Source organism: Sphingomonas ginsenosidimutans (genome assembly GCF_002374835.1).
GTDB lineage: Bacteria > Pseudomonadota > Alphaproteobacteria > Sphingomonadales > Sphingomonadaceae > Sphingomonas > Sphingomonas ginsenosidimutans.
Genome location: NZ_NWVD01000002.1, coordinates 327,510 through 343,185, shown reverse-complemented (window position 1 = coordinate 343,185; position 15,676 = coordinate 327,510). Strand labels below are relative to the sequence as shown.

General features: G+C 68.7%; 16 protein-coding genes and 2 tRNA genes. 8 read left to right on the top strand and 10 right to left on the bottom strand.

The window, feature by feature from the left end:
• Positions 1-2: 2 nt before the first annotated feature.
• From COA17_RS07170 to COA17_RS07155, 4 genes are all read right to left on the bottom strand, one after another.
• Positions 3-1,313 (bottom strand): HD-GYP domain-containing protein, encoded by a 1,311-nt coding sequence (locus tag COA17_RS07170; protein ID WP_096611238.1) that lies wholly within the window; start codon positions 1,311-1,313, stop codon positions 3-5.
• Positions 1,314-1,402: 89 nt separating this feature from the next.
• A complete protein-coding gene (locus tag COA17_RS07165) occupies positions 1,403-2,569 on the bottom strand; it encodes a glutathionylspermidine synthase family protein (protein ID WP_096611236.1) in 1,167 nt (388 codons plus the stop codon).
• On the bottom strand, positions 2,566-2,937 hold the full coding sequence (locus COA17_RS07160) for a hypothetical protein (RefSeq protein WP_066486186.1): 372 nt from the start codon (positions 2,935-2,937) through the stop codon (positions 2,566-2,568). Before COA17_RS07160 ends, COA17_RS07165 begins: the two co-directional genes overlap by 4 nt.
• Positions 2,938-3,082: 145 nt before the next feature.
• Positions 3,083-3,168 (bottom strand) — tRNA-Tyr (locus COA17_RS07155).
• Positions 3,169-3,296: 128 nt separating this feature from the next.
• On the opposite strand from COA17_RS07155, the gene hrcA reads away from it, so the two are divergent.
• From hrcA to COA17_RS07140, 3 genes are all read left to right on the top strand, one after another.
• Entirely contained in the window at positions 3,297-4,340 is a 1,044-nt protein-coding gene (gene hrcA, locus COA17_RS07150) for a heat-inducible transcriptional repressor HrcA (protein WP_096611234.1), read from the top strand.
• A gap of 38 nt (positions 4,341-4,378) precedes the next feature.
• The gene (gene grpE, locus COA17_RS07145) at positions 4,379-4,930 is read left to right on the top strand and encodes a nucleotide exchange factor GrpE (RefSeq protein WP_096611232.1); all 552 of its coding nucleotides are present in this window, start codon (positions 4,379-4,381) and stop codon (positions 4,928-4,930) included.
• A 100-nt stretch (positions 4,931-5,030) separates the two neighbouring features.
• Positions 5,031-6,254 carry a threonine synthase gene (locus COA17_RS07140; protein WP_096611231.1) on the top strand — a complete coding sequence of 408 codons (1,224 nt, stop codon included), beginning with the start codon at positions 5,031-5,033 and terminating at the stop codon, positions 6,252-6,254.
• A 69-nt stretch (positions 6,255-6,323) separates the two neighbouring features.
• Here the strand turns inward: COA17_RS07140 and COA17_RS07135 are convergent, their stop codons facing one another.
• The gene (locus COA17_RS07135; protein WP_066490274.1) at positions 6,324-7,154 is read right to left on the bottom strand and encodes an N-formylglutamate amidohydrolase; all 831 of its coding nucleotides are present in this window, start codon (positions 7,152-7,154) and stop codon (positions 6,324-6,326) included.
• Between the two features lie 143 nt (positions 7,155-7,297).
• Between COA17_RS07135 and cpdR the strand changes: the two genes are divergently transcribed.
• Together cpdR and COA17_RS07125 are read left to right on the top strand one after the other, a co-directional pair.
• Positions 7,298-7,672, top strand: coding sequence for a cell cycle two-component system response regulator CpdR (cpdR, locus tag COA17_RS07130; protein ID WP_066490276.1), 375 nt, complete (start codon positions 7,298-7,300; stop codon positions 7,670-7,672).
• A gap of 88 nt (positions 7,673-7,760) precedes the next feature.
• Positions 7,761-7,835: transfer RNA gene (locus COA17_RS07125), tRNA-Val, on the top strand.
• Positions 7,836-7,918: 83 nt separating this feature from the next.
• Here the strand turns inward: COA17_RS07125 and COA17_RS07120 are convergent.
• Positions 7,919-10,066, bottom strand: a complete 2,148-nt coding sequence (locus COA17_RS07120; RefSeq protein WP_066490281.1) for a RelA/SpoT family protein — start codon at positions 10,064-10,066, stop codon at positions 7,919-7,921.
• 131 nt (positions 10,067-10,197) lie between these two features.
• Entirely contained in the window at positions 10,198-10,533 is a 336-nt protein-coding gene (locus COA17_RS07115) for a CC_3452 family protein (RefSeq protein WP_066490283.1), read from the bottom strand.
• Positions 10,534-10,764: 231 nt separating this feature from the next.
• Between COA17_RS07115 and COA17_RS07110 the strand changes: the two genes are divergently transcribed.
• Positions 10,765-11,175 carry a winged helix-turn-helix transcriptional regulator gene (locus tag COA17_RS07110; protein WP_082741009.1) on the top strand — a complete coding sequence of 137 codons (411 nt, stop codon included), beginning with the start codon at positions 10,765-10,767 and terminating at the stop codon, positions 11,173-11,175.
• Between the two features lie 10 nt (positions 11,176-11,185).
• On the opposite strand, the gene COA17_RS07105 is transcribed toward COA17_RS07110, so the two are convergent.
• Complete coding sequence (locus COA17_RS07105; RefSeq protein WP_066490288.1) at positions 11,186-11,614, bottom strand: acyl-CoA thioesterase; 429 nt, start codon at positions 11,612-11,614, stop codon at positions 11,186-11,188.
• Positions 11,615-11,783: 169 nt separating this feature from the next.
• Positions 11,784-12,992: an LL-diaminopimelate aminotransferase gene (locus COA17_RS07100; RefSeq protein WP_066486829.1), complete on the bottom strand. Its 1,209-nt coding sequence runs from the start codon at positions 12,990-12,992 to the stop codon at positions 11,784-11,786.
• 170 nt (positions 12,993-13,162) lie between these two features.
• Between COA17_RS07100 and COA17_RS07095 the strand changes: the two genes are divergently transcribed.
• On the top strand, positions 13,163-14,806 hold the full coding sequence (locus COA17_RS07095; RefSeq protein WP_096611229.1) for a PHA/PHB synthase family protein: 1,644 nt from the start codon (positions 13,163-13,165) through the stop codon (positions 14,804-14,806).
• A 28-nt stretch (positions 14,807-14,834) separates the two neighbouring features.
• Here the strand turns inward: COA17_RS07095 and COA17_RS19315 are convergent, their stop codons facing one another.
• Positions 14,835-15,095 carry a hypothetical protein gene (locus COA17_RS19315; protein ID WP_176484829.1) on the bottom strand — a complete coding sequence of 87 codons (261 nt, stop codon included), beginning with the start codon at positions 15,093-15,095 and terminating at the stop codon, positions 14,835-14,837.
• Here COA17_RS19315 and COA17_RS07090 point away from each other — a divergent pair.
• Positions 15,079-15,528 (top strand): phasin family protein, encoded by a 450-nt coding sequence (locus COA17_RS07090; RefSeq protein ID WP_176484828.1) that lies wholly within the window; start codon positions 15,079-15,081, stop codon positions 15,526-15,528. The genes COA17_RS19315 and COA17_RS07090 overlap by 17 nt on opposite strands.
• The last annotated feature ends 148 nt before the right edge of the window (positions 15,529-15,676 follow it).

Sequence of the window (15,676 nt, the reverse complement as noted above, 5' to 3'; positions counted from 1 at the left end):
GATCAGGCCCCCATCGCCAGGGGCGTCGGCGCGGCGGGCGCGGCGCTGGCGCGCGGCGGGGTGCGGCCGGTCCTGACGGCTTCCATCACCTGCGGCCAGGCATCGCCGAACCAGTAGCTGCCCCGTTCGGTGCGGTGCACGGTATCCTCCGACCGCGACCGCGCGGTATCCAGGTCGCGCTGCGGCACGAACGCCTGCGTCGGGATGTCGAAGAACGCGCGGACCACCGGCAGCGTCGGGTCTTCGTCGTTCACCGCGGTGACGATCGCCAGCTGGTTGCTGCGCAGCCGCACCAGCGTGCCGACCGGGTAGATGCCGATGCTCTCGATGAAGATCGCCAGCAGTTCGGGATCGAAATGCCCCGTCCACGACGACATGCGGGACAGCGCTTCGCTGGGCGACCACGGGCGCTTGTACGGGCGATCGGAGGTGACCGCGTCATAGACGTCGCAGATCGCCCCCATGCGCGCGTGGAGGCTGAGCTGCGCCGCGCTCAGCCCGTGCGGATAGCCGCTGCCGTCGATCCGTTCGTGGTGATGCAGGCACACGTCGAGGACCGGCGGCGCGACCCCGTCGCTTTCCAGGAGCAGCGCATGTCCCTTGACCGGATGCGTCTGCACCACGCTGAATTCGTTCGGCTCCAGCTTGCCGGGCTTGTCGAGCAGCGCGCTGGGCACCGCCATCTTGCCGATATCGTGGAGCATCCCGGCCATGCCGAGGTCGCGGACCTCATCCTCCGGCAGCCCCATGCGGCGCGCGAGGTTGATGAGCAGGGCGCAGACCGCCACCGAATGGAGGTAGGTGTATTCGTCCTTGTTCTTCAGCCGCGTGACCTTGATGATCGCGGTCGAATCGCGCGCGACCGAGGCGGCGATCTCATCGACCAGCGGCGAGATGGCGGCGGCGTCGACCGCGTGGCCCAGCCGCACTTCGGAGAACATCCGCGATACCGCTTCCTTCGATCGTTCGACGGTCTCGCGCGCGCGGTCCAGCTCGGTCGCCGGACGGCGGCGGGCGCGCCGCTCCGGCCCGTTATAGGGCGCAGCGGGGGCGAACGCCGCGGGTGGCTCCGATTCCTCCGGCGGATCGACGACGACAGCGCAGGCGGTCGCGGCGCCGGCGTCGGCCGGGCCGACGCCGCGGCTCGTATCGATAACTATCTCCGCGATCCCCGCGTCGACCAGCTTGTCGATCTGCGCCTGTCGCGTCAGTAGAAGTTGCGAGCGCCAGAAGGGACTCGCGAGCCAGCCGCCGTCCACCATATGGACGAACATTCCGACCCGTGCCTCCGACGTCTTGATCTTGATCAGCACCTTGCGCCCCCCGCCATGACCCGGCTTGTGAACCAAGGTTGCTTAATGACGATTTACGAAGGGGTCTTAGGTTCATCAAATCGGGTAATTCATAAGGAATCGCCGCGGACCGCCGGGACGATGACATGCGGAACGAAGCGCGCGCCATTCCTGGTGATGAGCCCGTCCTCGCGAATGCCCATGCCGGCCGGCTCGCCACCCACGACCCAGCTGCCGATGACGGGGAAGATACCCGGCGCGGGCTGGGGCAGCGGGTAGAGTTCCTGAAAGACGTATCCCTCGTCGCCATAATCGCCGCCGGTTTCGGCAACGATCGTGCCGGCGCGGCGAAGCGAGACGTTCGCCCCCTCGCGCGCGAGCAGCGGCTTGGCCACCGCGTCCGCGTCGGCAGGTGGTGACCAGGCGGCGGCGAGCAGATTGGGGTGTCCGGGAAACAGATCGTCCAGCACGGGCAGGATGCCCTTGTTCGACCAGATCATCTTCCACACCGGTTCCAGCCACCGCGTCTCGCCGTGCGCCAGGCTGTCGAGCAACTGGGGTGCGAACGCTTCGTTGGCGAGCCATTCCCACGGGTACAGCTTGAACAGCGCCGCGATCCGCCGGTCGCCGGTATCGACGAAGCAGCGTGCGTCCCCGTCCCATCCGAGATCGTCGATCAGGATCGGCACCGTGGCCAGCCCGGCGCGCTGCGCGGTGTCGCGCAGATAGGCGTTGGTGACGGCATCCTCATCATCGGCGACATGCGCGAAGTGGACGGTCGCGGGCAGGTCGCCGCGAAGCGCCGACCAGCGTGCGACCAGTCGATCGTGGATGCTGTTGAACTGGTCGGCGTGCGGAAACCGTTCCTCCTTCCACGTCCACTGGATCACCGCCGCCTCCAGCAGCGAGGTCGGCGTGTCGCAGTTGAACTCGAACAGCTTCGGCGCGCCCTGGCCGTCATAGCCCAGGTCGAACCGGCCATAGTCGAGCGCGGGCGGTTCGGCGTTCCACGCATCGGCGATCGGGCCATGGAACGCCTCCGGGATGCCGAACCGGCGCAGCATGGCGCGATCGCCGACGATCGCGTCGCCCGCGACCAGGAAGAGGCGGTACAGCTCGGCGGTGGCGGCCTCGATCGTGGCGACCTGCGCGGGCGTGAAGCGGTAGCAGGCGGCCTCGTTCCAATATGGCCGTCCATCGGCGGTATGCCAGATCAGCCCCTCCGCCTCGACCGTCGTGCGCCAGCCCCGGCGCGGTTCGATCGTCTCGCGGATCATGCGTGGATGCTGCCGAAGCGGTGCGCCGAGGAGCCGAAGCCGCCGCGCGCCACCGCCGCGGCGCGCGTCATCGCGGTGGATGCCGGCGCGCGGTAGAAGGTCGATCCCGCGGGACGCGACCACGATCCGCCCGTCGCCCGCTCGCCATAAGCGGGGATCCCGCTGTTGCGGCCGAGATAATACCACAGGAAGCCGCTGCCACGGCCGCCGGCGTGGCGACGGTCGCAGCGGTCGTCGGGAACGCGGTTGCCCGACCGGTCCGTGCAGACGGCGGTGTCGCGCTGCGCGGTCCAGTCGTCGCGCTGGCCGCATCCCGACAGGAGCAGCGCGGCGGCGACGCCGGTGGTGATGGTCAGATCCTTCTTCATGCACGTCCCCCGGGGTCCGGCGCCGTTGATCGGTCATGTGCGGGCGGCGTTCAATGGCCTTGCCGCGGATCGGGCAGGCGGACCGGCGCGCCATGACGCGCGGGGTGGGGTGCTGGCGATCGCGGAACCCCGACCGGGCGGGGGGTGGTGGAAGGGGCTGGATTCGAACCAGCGTACACTTGCGTGGGCAGATTTACAGTCTGCTGCCTTTAACCACTCGGCCACCCTTCCACGAGCGGCGCTTGCCAAAAAGCGAGGGCGCCCAATGCCCGCCCGGTGCGGTGCTGTCAACGCCCGTTTGCGCGCCGACTCGTGCGGGAGGCGTTGAGCATGATCTCGGCTGAGCCTACATTCGCGTCATGGCCGCCACGCCCCCGATCGCGGAACTGACCGATCGCGCGCGCGACATCTTCCGTCGCGTCGTCGACGGCTATCTGGAACATGGCGTGCCGGTGGGATCGAAGACGCTGGCGCAGGCCGGGCTGAACCTGTCGCCCGCGTCGATCCGCAACGTGCTGGCGCAGCTGGAATCGCTGGGGCTGCTGGCGGCGCCGCACACGTCCGCGGGACGGATGCCGACCGAGGCGGGGCTGCGCCTGTTTGTCGACGGGATGATGCAGGCGCACGAACCGAGCGCCGACGAGCGCGCGCAGATCGAGGCGCGCGCGGGCGTCCACGGGCCGGTCGAGGAGGCGCTGGCGGCGACCACCGCCGCGCTGTCCGGCCTGTCGGCGTGCGCGGGGCTGGTGATGGTGCCCAAGCGCGAGGCGGTGCTGCGCTCGATCGGGTTCATGCCGCTGGGGCAGGGACAGGCGCTGGCGGTGCTGGTCGCGGAGGATGGCGCCGTCGAGAATCGCGTCGTGGCGCTGCCGATCGGCCTTCCCCACGGCGCGCTGGTGGAAGCGGGCAATTACCTGACCGCGACGATGGGCGGGCTGACGCTGGCGGAGGCGCGCGCGCGGGTGGAGCGCGAACTGGCGGCGGGGCGCGGCGAACTGGACGCGGCGGCGCGCGCGCTGGTCGAGCGCGGGCTGGCGGTGTGGAGCGAGGACGGCGCGCGCCGCCCGGTGCTGATCGTGCGCGGGCAGGGGCGGCTGCTGGACGATGCCGATGCCGCCGACCTGGAGCGCGTGCGCGGGCTGCTCGACGATCTGGAGGGCAAGCAGGAGGTCGCCGCGCTGCTCGATTCGGCGCGCGCAGGCGATGCGACGCGGATCTTCATCGGCGCGGAGAACAAATTGTTCGCGCTGAGCGGATCGTCGGTGATCGCCAAACCGTTCCGCGGTCAGGACGGCCGCGTCGTCGGCGTGGTGGGGGTGATCGGCCCGACGCGGTTGAACTATGCGCGCGTCGTACCCATGGTGGATTTTACCGCAGCGACGCTCGCCCGGCTGATGGGATGAGCGGCCGTCACGATACGTTGAGTAAAGACAGGGAAAGAATGACCGATACCGACAAGCCCGCCGACGACCTGCGTGACGAAACGGCGGAGGCGGCGCCCGAAGTGGCCGAACATGATGCCGCCGCGGCGCGCATCGCCGAGCTGGAGGACCAGCTGGCCGCCGCGAAGCAGGAGACGCTGTACGCGCAGGCCGATATCCAGAACGTGCGCCGCCGCGCCGAGAAGGACGCCGCCGATGCGCGCGCCTATGCCGCGACCGCGTTCGCGCGCGACGTGCTGTCGGTGGCCGACAACCTCGACCGCGCGCTGGCCGCGATCCCCGCGGATCTGCGCGAGGACGAGAAGATGAAGGGGCTGGTCGTCGGTCTGGAGGCGACGGGCCGCGAACTGCACAGCGTGTTCGGGCGCCACGGGCTGAGCCGCATCGAGGCGATGGGCCAGCCGCTCGACCCCAATCGCCACCAGGCGATGATGGAAGTGGCGAGCGATGCCGAGCCGGGCACGATCGTGCAGGAGATGCAGACCGGCTGGATGATCAAGGACCGGTTGCTGCGCCCGGCGCTGGTGGCGGTGGCGAAGAAGCCCGACTGAACGCGCGTTGCGGGGTGCCGGGGTACGGCACGCCCGCCACGTTGCGCGACACGATCATCGGTGCTTTCGCGATCGCGCAGTGACGCCTAGACCGCGGGGCATGAACGACAATCTGACCGCCGAGCGCGCGACCTTCGTCACGCATCTGGAATGTTCGCTGACGGGGGAGCGGTATGACGCCGACACGCTCCACAACCTGTCGCGCGCCGGGCGGCCGTTGCTGGTCCGCTATGACCTGAACGGGGTGGCGGCGGCGCTGTCGCGCGATGCGTTGGACGCGCGCGGCACCGACCTGTGGCGGTGGCGCGAGCTGTTGCCGGTGCGGCGCACCGCGAATGTCGTCAGCCTGGGCGAGGTGGAGACGCCGCTGATCCCGATTCCGAAGAGCGGCGGCGCGAACGTGTGGGTCAAGGACGAGGGGCGGTTGCCGACCGGCAGCTTCAAGGCGCGCGGCCTCGTCATGGCGGTGGCGATGGCGAAGGAACTGGGCGTCACCCGTATCGCGATGCCGACCAACGGCAATGCCGGGGCGGCGCTGGCCGCCTATGCCACGCGCGTCGGGATCGAGACGATCGTCTTCTGCCCGGAGGATACGCCGGAAGTGAACGTGCGCGAGATCGCGGCACAGGGCGCGCGCGTGTGGCGGGTCAACGGGCTGATCGACGATTGCGGCGCGATCGTCGCCAAAGGCGCGGCCGAGGGACGCTGGTTCGATTTCTCGACGCTGAAGGAGCCGTACCGGATCGAGGGCAAGAAGACGATGGGGCTGGAATTGGCCGCGCAACTGGGCTGGCGGCTGCCGCGCGCGATCTTCTATCCCACTGGCGGTGGCACCGGGTTGGTCGGAATGTGGAAGGCGTTCGACGAGCTGGAGGCGCTCGGCTGGATCGGCAGCGAACGGCCGCGGATGTATGCGGTGCAGGCGGCGGGCTGTGCCCCGATCGTGCGCGCGTTCGAGGCGGGCGAGGAACATGCCGAGCGGTGGGAGGACGCACACACCGTCGCCGCCGGCATCCGCGTGCCGCGCGCGGTGGGCGACTTCCTGATCCTGCGCGCGGTGCGCGAGAGCGGGGGCAAGGCGCTGGCGGTGGGCGACCCGGCGATCCTGTCGGCGGCAGACGATGCCGCGCGGCGCGACGGGCTGCTGCTGTGCCCCGAGGGCGGCGCGACGCTGGCGGCGTATCGCCAGGCGCTGCGCGACGACGAGGTGGACGAGGATGAGGAGGTGGTGCTGTTCAACTGCGCCACCGGGCTGAAATATCCGCTGCCCGCCGCCGACCAGCGGCTGGACCGCCATGCGGCGATCGACTTCGACCGGTTGTGAGCGGCTGACCGCGGTGCGCGGGCCAGTGCGATGGACGGCGAATCGTCAGGCCCGATCCGTCGGCCGGGGCTACTCCGCGGCCTGCGCCAGCCCGGTCCCCAGCGCCTCGTCGGTCAGCGCGTCCACCACCGCGCGCAGCAGCGTGGCGACCGCCGGCAGATCGACCGACGGCGCGTCGAGCCGCCGGTCGAGATACAGCGAGCGGTCGAGCTCGATCTGGATGGCATGGACGTCGCCCGCCGGATCGCCGTGGCGATCGAGGATATGCCCACCCGCATAGGGAGTGTTGACGGCGTAGGGGATACGTGTCGCGCCGATCGCCCCCGCGACCCGCGCGACGTAGCGGACCGCCGCCGACCGGCCGAAGCGGTCGCCGATGACGATCCGCGCGCGGCTGCCCGCGATCGGCGGCATCGAATGGACGTCGACCAGCACCGCCACGCCGAATCGCGCGCGAGTGGCCGCCAGCACCTGCGCCAGCGCGTCGTGATAGGGGCGGTGCGCGGCGGCGATGCGTTCGTCTACCTCCGCCGCGGACAGCCGGCCGTACCACAGTTCGCCCGCCGCGCTGGTGCGGCGCGGGACCAGCCCCAGCCCAGCGCGCACCTTCGCCGACAGTGGTGCGGCGCGTGCGCCTTCGTCCAGCAGCGGATCGCGCTCGTCCTCGGCGCGGTTCAGGTCGATCCAGGCGCGCGGCACCTCCTGCATCAGCACCGTCTCGCGACCGCGCGCTGCCAGCGCGACCGCGTCGACATGCCGGTCCTCCAGCGTGCGCAGCGCCGCCGGGGGCGCACGCAGCGCCGCGAGCAACGCCGCCGGATAGTCGCGGCCGGCATGCGGCACGGACAGGATCACGGGGCTTTCCGGCGGAACCGGCCCGACGAGGCGGAACGAAGGCATCTGCCCGCACGCTATGGAAGCGTCGCGCCGCCCGCAACCGTTCGTCGCATTTCAGCCGGTTAACGACGTCGGTTCACCATGTCCGCTGGTGGAAACTTCAAGCCGTGTCGGTCATAAGGCGTGCACGGGAGCTTAGGACCAAGATGATCAAGATTTTGCTGGCCGAAGACGATGACGTGATGCGCGAGTATCTGGCGCGTGCGCTGGAACGCTCGGGCTATGCCGTCAGCGCGGTGGACCGCGGGACCGCGGCGTTGCCGCTGATCGAACGCGAGACGTTCGACCTGCTGCTGACCGATATCGTCATGCCCGAGATGGACGGCATCGAACTGGCGCAGAAGGCGCAGGAAATGGCGCCGGGGATGCGGGTGATGTTCATCACCGGCTTCGCCGCGGTCACGCTGAAGGCCGGCAGCGCGATGCCGCATGCGCGCGTCCTGTCGAAGCCGTTCCACCTGCGCGACTTGGTGCTGGAGGTCGACCGGCTGTTCAACGTGGACAATGCCGAACTGATCTGACGCGCGGCGCGCCGGGCGGATGGCGGGAAACGTGCGGAATACCGCTTGCGCTCCCCCGCCGACCCCGGTAGAGGCGCCTTCCTCACGTGGGCGTGTAGCTCAGTGGTAGAGCACTGTGTTGACATCGCAGGGGTCGCAAGTTCAATCCTTGCCACGCCCACCATTAAAAACCCCGCCAGGCCGACCGGTCTGGCGGGGTTTTTGCTGTTCGGGTTCAGGCCGGGTCCCGGGGCCGCGGCGGGCCGCTCAGATGCGTTCCGCGGCGTTGACCGCTTCGGCGGCGCGGAGCGCGGCGAGGAGGCGCATCAGCTGGTGCGCGTCGTGGACCTCGACGTCGATCGTGTTGGTGTGGAATTGCGTGTCGCGGTTGTCGAGGCGCAGGTTGATGATGTTCGCCTTGTGCTGACCGATGACGGTCGCCAGCATCCCCAGCGCACCGGGTTCGTTGCGCACCTCCACCGAGATGCGCGCGACGGCGCCCTCGGTCTTTTCGCCCCACTGGACGTCGATCCAGTCGGTTTCCTCCTCCGACCGTTCGGCGAGCGCGGCGAGCACCGGGCAGTCGATTGCATGGACCTCGATCGAGGCATCCGGGCGGCGCAAGCCGACGATGCGGTCGCCGGGCACCGGGTGGCAGCATTCGGCCAGTTCGTAGGCGACCCCGGGTGCCAGCCCCTGGATCGAGATCGCGCTCGATTGCGGTGGGGCGTCCGCCAGGTCGGCGCCCGCCGAACCGGGCATCAGCGCCTCCATCACCTGCGCATCGCCGAGCGTGCGGCGCGCGATCGCCTGCATCAGCGCGGCCTCGTCGGGCAGTTTCAGCCGCTTGAGCGCCTCGTCCAGCGCATTGGCGGCGAGCGTCGCGGGCAGGCGCTGGACGATGTCGTCGTACAATTTGCGCCCCAGCGCGACCGACTGGTCGCGTTCCTCGTTGCGCAGGTGGCGGCGGATCGCGGCCAGCGCCTTGGCGGTGATCGCCAGGTTGAGCCACGCCGGCTGCGGCACCTGTGCCTTCGACCGCAGCACCTGCACCTGGTCGCCGTTCTCGATCACGGTCGACAGCGGGACGACGCGCCCGTTGATCTTCGCGCCGACCGCCTGGTTGCCCAGATCCGTGTGCACCGCATAGGCGAAGTCGATCGGGGTCGCGCCCTTCGGCAGCTGGATCAGCTCCCCCTTGGGGGTGAAGGCGAAGATGCGATCCTGGTACATCGCGATTCGCGTATGTTCGAGCAGTTCCTCCGGCGTGGCGGCGGTGTCGAGGATTTCGACCAAGTCCGCGATCCACCCGGCCTGCGCGCCCGGTTGTGCCGCGCGGCGCCCGGCGGGGGGCGGCGTACCGGCGGTGGCGGGCACCGACTGCTTGTAGGCCCAGTGCGCGGCGAGGCCGAATTCCGCCTCGGCATGCATTTCGGGCGTGCGCAGCTGGATCTCGATCCGCCGGTTCTCCGCATGGATGACGCTGGTGTGGAGCGAGCGGTAGCCGTTGCGCTTGGGGGTGGAGATATAGTCCTTGAACCGCCCCGGCACCATCGGCCAGCGGCGGTGGATGACGCCGAGCGCGCGATAGCAATCCTCCACGGTCGGCACGATCGCGCGGAATGCCATGATGTCGGACAGCTGCTCGAAGCTGATGTGGCGTTCCTGCATCTTGCGCCAGATCGAATAGGGGTGCTTTTCGCGCCCCGACACCTCGGCATCGACCCCGGCGCGTGCGAGCAGCAGCTTCAGCCCCGAGCCGATCTTGGCGATGCGGTCGCCGTCCGACCCCTGCTTGAGCTGTTCCAGCCGGCGGGTGATCGATTCATACGCCTCCGGCTCGAGCTGCTGGAAGGCGAGCGTCTGCATCTCCTTCATGAACTCGTACATGCCGATCCGCTCGGCGAGCGGGGCGTAGATATCCATCGTCTCGCGCGCGATGCGGCGGCGCTTCTCCGGCTTGGGGATATAGTGGAGCGTGCGCATGTTGTGCAGCCGGTCGGCCAGCTTGACCAGCAGCACGCGGATGTCGCCGGACATCGCCAGCAGGAACTTGCGCAGGTTCTCCGCGGCGCGCTCGTTCTCGGTCTGCGCCTCGATCTTGCTGAGCTTGGTCACGCCGTCGACCAGCCGCGCGACATTGGCGCCGAAGATGCGTTCGATCTCCTCCGGGGTGGCCACGGTGTCCTCGACGGTGTCGTGGAGGATCGCGGTCGCGATCGTCTCGTCATCGAGGTGCAGTTCGGTCAGGATGCCCGCCACCTCGATCGGGTGGCTGAAATAGGGATCGCCCGAGGCGCGCTTCTGCGTGCCGTGCGCGTTGACGGAAAAGACATAGGCGCGGTTGAGCATCGCCTCGTCGGCGTCGGGATCGTAATCGAGAACCCGGTCGACGAGTTCATATTGTCTCAGCACTGGCACGTCGAGGAGGATGCCGCCGAACGCCCCCCGATGGCAACACGGGCGCAACAAAAAAGGCCTCCGCCGGGGGAGTTCCGGCAGAGGCCCATGGTGCTCCCGATCAGAGGGGCGGGAGATGCGGTCGGTTAACGCTGTGCCGAGGCGGTGGCGGTCGCCGCCTTGCCGTTGCACTTTTCGAGCTGCGCGGCATCATAGCTCTTCCCGCCGGCGCTGAACGCGCTGAGCGGGCCGATGTCGCGCACCACCAGCTGGCACAGGATGGTGTCGCGTTCCGGCGCGCGGGCGGCGACGTACGAACCGTCCTGCAGCTGCCATGCGGTCGCGCGGGTGATGAAGCGCGCCTTCGCCGGCGCCGACGCCGGGGTCGCGACGTAATAGCCGGTGACCGGCTGGGCGGAGACGCCGGCGGCGGCCAGCGTAGCGGCGGAAGCGATGATGGCGGACAGGACGGTGCGAAGCATGACGGCGACTCCGTGAGTAAGTTGCTGATCGCCACCTAGTTGCTGCGCATGCGAGTTGCAAGAGGCAACTCGCATTTGCGAGTTTTATTATAAAACCTATATAGGCACATTCGACGGATACGGTCCGATAGATGCGGGTTGACGCCGGGCTTCGTTCGGCGCGAGGAGTGATGCGTGGGCAAGGTGCGCGAAAATCTGGCGGAGTGCAGCCTTCCGGCGGCACTGGAATCGATGGGCGAACGCTGGGCGTTCCTGATCCTGCGGGCGGCGTTCAACGGCCTGCACCATTTCGAGGAGTTCCAGCAGGAGCTGGGGATCGCGCGCAACATCCTGGCGAACCGGCTGGCACGGTTCGTCGAACATGGCATCATGGAACGCGCGTCGGTGCCCGAGGATCGCCGCAAGATCGTCTACAATCTGACGCCCAAGGGATCAGCGCTGCTGCCGACGATGATCGCGCTGCGCCAGTGGGGCGAGCGGTGGGAGACCGGCGAGCCGGCGTTCCCGATCCTGGTCGACGTGCGCGACGGCCGCCCGATCCAGGAGGTTGCGGTGCTGAGCCACGACGGCCGCAAGCTGAGCAAGCACGACCTGCACTGGGCGCTGCCGGGCGACGTACCGGTCGATACGCCCGCGGCCTGACGCCGCCCGCTTAGCCCTGCGGCAGCGCGGCGATATGGTCGCGGATCGCGTCCGGGATCGGCACCGGGCGGCCGGTGGGCAGGTGGACGTTGACGCTGACCATGGTGATGACGGCACACAGCATGTCCTCGCCGGCCTTCACCAGTTCAAGCCTTTTGGTGATGCTGGAGTTGCCGAGCCGCTCGATGCGGACGCACGCCTCCACCTCGTCCCCCCACACGAACGGCGCGAGATAATCGACCTCGGCGCGGCGGACGTGGAATTCGGTGTCGTGCCACAGCGCGCCCAGCGCCTCGCCGATCCCGGTCCACAGCCAGAATTCGGTGACCGCGACATCGGCATATTCGAGGTAGCGCGAATTGAAGACGACCTTCTGGCCGTCGATCTCGGCATAGCGGACCTTGAAGCGGGTGGAGAAAGCGAAGCCGGGGCGGGTCATGGCGATGCTTTGGCCGTGCGCCGGAGGCGGGTCAACCGGCGGGGGCGGGGGCAAGTGATCGCGGGATAAGCGTCGCCCCGGCGCAGGCTGGGGTCTTTTGCGGTGGCGCGTTACCGATCGCAAAAGATCCCGGCTTCCGCTGGGATGACGCGAGGGGGACGACAGGGCGTCAGCCCGTCGCCTTGCCCGGTGTGTTGACGCCCATGCTCTGCAGATAGCGTTTCACGTTGCGCGCGGCCTGGCGCAGGCGCTGTTCGTTTTCCACCATCGCAATGCGCACGAAGCCCTCGCCATTCTCGCCATAGCCGACGCCGGGCGCGACCGCGACCTTCGCCTGGGTGAGCAGTTGCTTGGAGAATTCGAGCGAGCCGAGATGCTGGAGCGCCGGCGGCAGCGGCGCCCAGGCAAACATCGAGGCGCGCGGCGAGGGAATGTCCCAGCCGGCGCGCGCGAAGCTTTCCACCAGCACGTCGCGACGCTTGTGATACAGCTGTCGGTTCTTCTCGACGATGTCCTGCGGGCCGTTGAGCGCGGCGCAGGCGGCGGCCTGGATCGGGGTGAACGCACCATAGTCGAGATAGGATTTCACACGCGACATGGCGGCGATCAGCGTGCGGTTGCCGACCGCGAAGCCGATCCGCCAGCCGGCCATCGAATAGGTCTTGCTGAGCGAGGTGAATTCGACCGCGACGTCCTTCGCGCCCTTCACCTGCAGGATCGAGGGAGTCGGGTTTCCGTCATAGTAGAGCTCCGAATAGGCAAGGTCGGAGATGATCCACACCTTGTTCTCGCGCGCCCAGGCGACCAGCCGTTCGTAGAAGGCCAGATCGACCGATTCGGCGGTCGGGTTCGACGGATAGTTGACCACCAGCACGCTGGGGCGCGGGACGGTGAACGCCATCGCGCGGTCGAGGCTTTCGAAATAATGTTCGTCCGGCGTGGTCGGCACCGCGCGGATCGTCGCGCCGGCGATGATGAAGCCGAAAGTGTGGATCGGGTAGCTGGGGTTGGGCGCCAGCACGACGTCGCCCGGCGCGGTGATCGCGGTGGCGAGGCTGGCCAGCCCCTCCTTCGACCCCATGGTGACGACCACCTCGTTTTCGGGATCGACGTCGACGCCGAAGCGGCGCGCGTAATAGTTCGCCTGCGCGCGGCGCAGCCCCGGTATCCCCTTCGACTGGGAATAGCCGTGCGCGTCGGGCTTGCGCGCGACCTCCACCAGCTTGTCGATGACATGGTCGGGCGGCGGCAGGTCCGGATTGCCCATGCCCAGGTCGATGATGTCCTCACCCCCCGCACGCGCCGCTGCCCGCATCGCATTGACTTCGGCGATGACGTACGGGGGCAAGCGTTTCATGCGGTAGAATTCGTCGGACACGATCTTACTCCTTTGGAGCGTCCGCTATAACGCCATTGCGTCGCGCCACGCGAAGAAAAACGGTGGCGGGCGCGCGCCGCTGGTCTACACCGGGGGGAAGGAGAGGAGGCCCGCCCGTGACCGACCCCAAGCAGCAGCCGCCCGTCCCGCCGATCCCGACGTTAGCGGACATGCAGCACTGGACCTGGATGCTGGGCCGCGCGCAGCAACTGATGCTGGAGGCCGGGCTGCCGATCGCCGATGGCGAGGCGATCGCGGCGCAGGCGCGCGATTTCTGGACCGATTATCTGGGCCTGTGGCAGCGGTTTGCCACTCCCGGCGCGGCGGCGGCGGAGCGCCCGGCGGAAAAGGACCGGCGCTTTTCGGCGGAGGCGTGGCGCGCCAACCCGATGTTCGACTGGATCCGGCAGAGCTATGCGCTGATCGCCGACCACCTGCTGCGCGGGGTCGATGCGGTCGACGGGCTGGACGCGCGCCAGCGCGAGCAGTTGCGCTTCGCGACGCGCGGCATGATCGATGCGCTGAGTCCGTCGAACTTCGCGCTGACCAATCCCGAGGTGATCGCCAGAACGATCGAGACGCGCGGCGAAAACCTGATCGCCGGGTTGCAGCACATGCTGTCCGACATGGCGCGCGGGCAGCTGACGCACACCGCCGCGGATGCCTTCGAACTGGGGCGCAACCTGGCGACGACGCCGGGCAAGGTGGTGAAGCGCACGCCGCTGTACGAGCTGATCCATTACGCGCCCACGACCGAGCGGGTGCTGGCGACGCCGCTGGTGATCTTCCCGCCGTGGATCAACCGCTTCTACATCCTCGACCTGACCGCGGAGAAAAGCTTCATCCGCTGGGCGGTGGAACAGGGCGTCAGCGTATTCATGGTATCGTGGAAGTCCGCCGATGCCACCATGGTCGATGTGTCGTGGGACGATTATGTCGCGGCGCAGATCGATGCGATCGACACGATCCGCGCCGCGCTGGACGTGCCGGCGGTGCACACGATCGGCTATTGCGTGGCGGGCACGACGCTGGCGGCGACGCTGGCGCTGCTGGCGGCACGCGGCGAGGCGCACAAGGTGGCGAGCGCGACCTTCTTCACCGCGCAGGTCGATTTCGCGCAGGCCGGCGACCTGATGAACTTCGTCACCGACGAACAACTGGCGATGATCGCGCAGCTGAGCCCCGACGGCTTCCTGGACGGACGGTTCATGGCCGCGACGTTCAACCTGCTGCGCGGGCGCGACCTGATCTGGAACTACGTCACCAACAATTACCTGCTGGGGAAGGATTACGCGCCGTTCGACCTGCTCCACTGGAACGGCGACACGACCAACCTGCCGGCGAAATGGCATCTGTCGTACCTGACCGATCTGTACCGCGACAACCGGCTGGTCGAGCCGGGCAGCCTGTCGGTGCTGGGTGAGCCGATCGACCTGACGCGGATCGAGACGCCCTGCTATATCCAGGCCGGGCGCGAGGATCATATCGCGCCGCCCGCCAGCGTGTGGGAGATCACCCGCCACGTCCGTGGGCCGGTGCGGTTCGTGCTGGCGGCGTCGGGGCATATCGCCGGGGTGGTCAACCCGCCGGCGGCGCGGAAATACCGCTACTGGACCAGCGAAGCGCCCGCCGCGACGCTGGATGAGTTCGTCACCGGGGCGGCGGAGACGGCGGGCAGCTGGTGGCCGGACTGGATCGCCTGGCTGACCGCGCAGGCGCCCGACACGGTCAAGGCGAAGGGCACGCGCATCCCCGGCAAGGGGAAGCTGGCCGCGCTGGAGGATGCGCCGGGGACGTACGTGCGCCAGCCGTGACATTATGGTGCGGCGCACAACGGGCTTGTCAAAACAGCTGAAAAGGCTTATTGTGCGCCGCAGCAAATGACAGGAGCAGGTGCATGTCGGACAAGGATCGAAGCGCGCGCGTCGCATCGGTGGCGAAGCCGGCACGTCCCCGTCGCGCCCGTTCCGCGGTGACGTCGGTGGTCGCGGCGGTCGCGCCGTCCGTCCTTCCTGTCGAGGAAGCGCCGGCCACCATGCCCTCCATACCCCAGACCGTTCCCCAGATCGCAGCGAAGGACCAGACCATGAACGAGACCGTCAAGGCGTTTGCCGAAAAGGCGCAGGACCAGGCCAAGAACCTCTTCGGCCAGGCCGGCGAGCAGACCAAGTCCGCGATGGAAAAGAGCAAGAAGGCCGCCGAGGAAATGGCGGAATTCAGCAAGGGCAACGTCGAGGCGCTGCTGGAATCGTCGCGCATCGCGGCCAAGGGGCTGGAGACGATGGGCCAGGACGCGGCCGCATTCTTCCGCGCGCGCTACGACAGCACGGCGCAGGTCGTGAACGCCGTCGCGACCGTCAAGTCGCCGACCGAGCTGTTCCAGCTCCAGGCCGATTACCTGCGCGGCGCGTTCGACGCGATGGTCGCCGAGGCGTCGCGCTCGACCGAAGCGACGCTGAAGCTGGCCGGCGAGGTCGCCGCGCCGATCCAGAACCGCGTCGCGCTGGCCGCCGACAAGATCAAGGTCGCGGCCTGATCGACGGTCGCTGGCCGCCGGCCCGTCCGGCGGCGGCCCGGATGACGCTGAAAGGGGGCGTCCGCGTTGCGGGCGCCCTTTTTCGTGTCGACCGTCAGGCGGTGCCGCTGCGCGGACGCGCGCGATCGGTGCCGCGGGGGGTTGCCCT

Coding starts and splice junctions, on each gene's coding strand:
- COA17_RS07165 (WP_096611236.1), bottom strand. CDS start 2,569: ATGATCCGCGAGACGATCGAACCGCGCCGGGGCTGGCGCACGACGGTC.
- COA17_RS07160 (WP_066486186.1), bottom strand. CDS start 2,937: ATGAAGAAGGATCTGACCATCACCACCGGCGTCGCCGCCGCGCTGCTC.
- hrcA (WP_096611234.1), top strand. CDS start 3,297: ATGGCCGCCACGCCCCCGATCGCGGAACTGACCGATCGCGCGCGCGAC.
- grpE (WP_096611232.1), top strand. CDS start 4,379: ATGACCGATACCGACAAGCCCGCCGACGACCTGCGTGACGAAACGGCG.
- COA17_RS07140 (WP_096611231.1), top strand. CDS start 5,031: ATGAACGACAATCTGACCGCCGAGCGCGCGACCTTCGTCACGCATCTG.
- COA17_RS07135 (WP_066490274.1), bottom strand. CDS start 7,154: ATGCCTTCGTTCCGCCTCGTCGGGCCGGTTCCGCCGGAAAGCCCCGTG.
- cpdR (WP_066490276.1), top strand. CDS start 7,298: ATGATCAAGATTTTGCTGGCCGAAGACGATGACGTGATGCGCGAGTAT.
- COA17_RS07115 (WP_066490283.1), bottom strand. CDS start 10,533: ATGCTTCGCACCGTCCTGTCCGCCATCATCGCTTCCGCCGCTACGCTG.
- COA17_RS07110 (WP_082741009.1), top strand. CDS start 10,765: ATGGGCGAACGCTGGGCGTTCCTGATCCTGCGGGCGGCGTTCAACGGC.
- COA17_RS07105 (WP_066490288.1), bottom strand. CDS start 11,614: ATGACCCGCCCCGGCTTCGCTTTCTCCACCCGCTTCAAGGTCCGCTAT.
- COA17_RS07095 (WP_096611229.1), top strand. CDS start 13,163: ATGCAGCACTGGACCTGGATGCTGGGCCGCGCGCAGCAACTGATGCTG.
- COA17_RS07090 (WP_176484828.1), top strand. CDS start 15,079: ATGAACGAGACCGTCAAGGCGTTTGCCGAAAAGGCGCAGGACCAGGCC.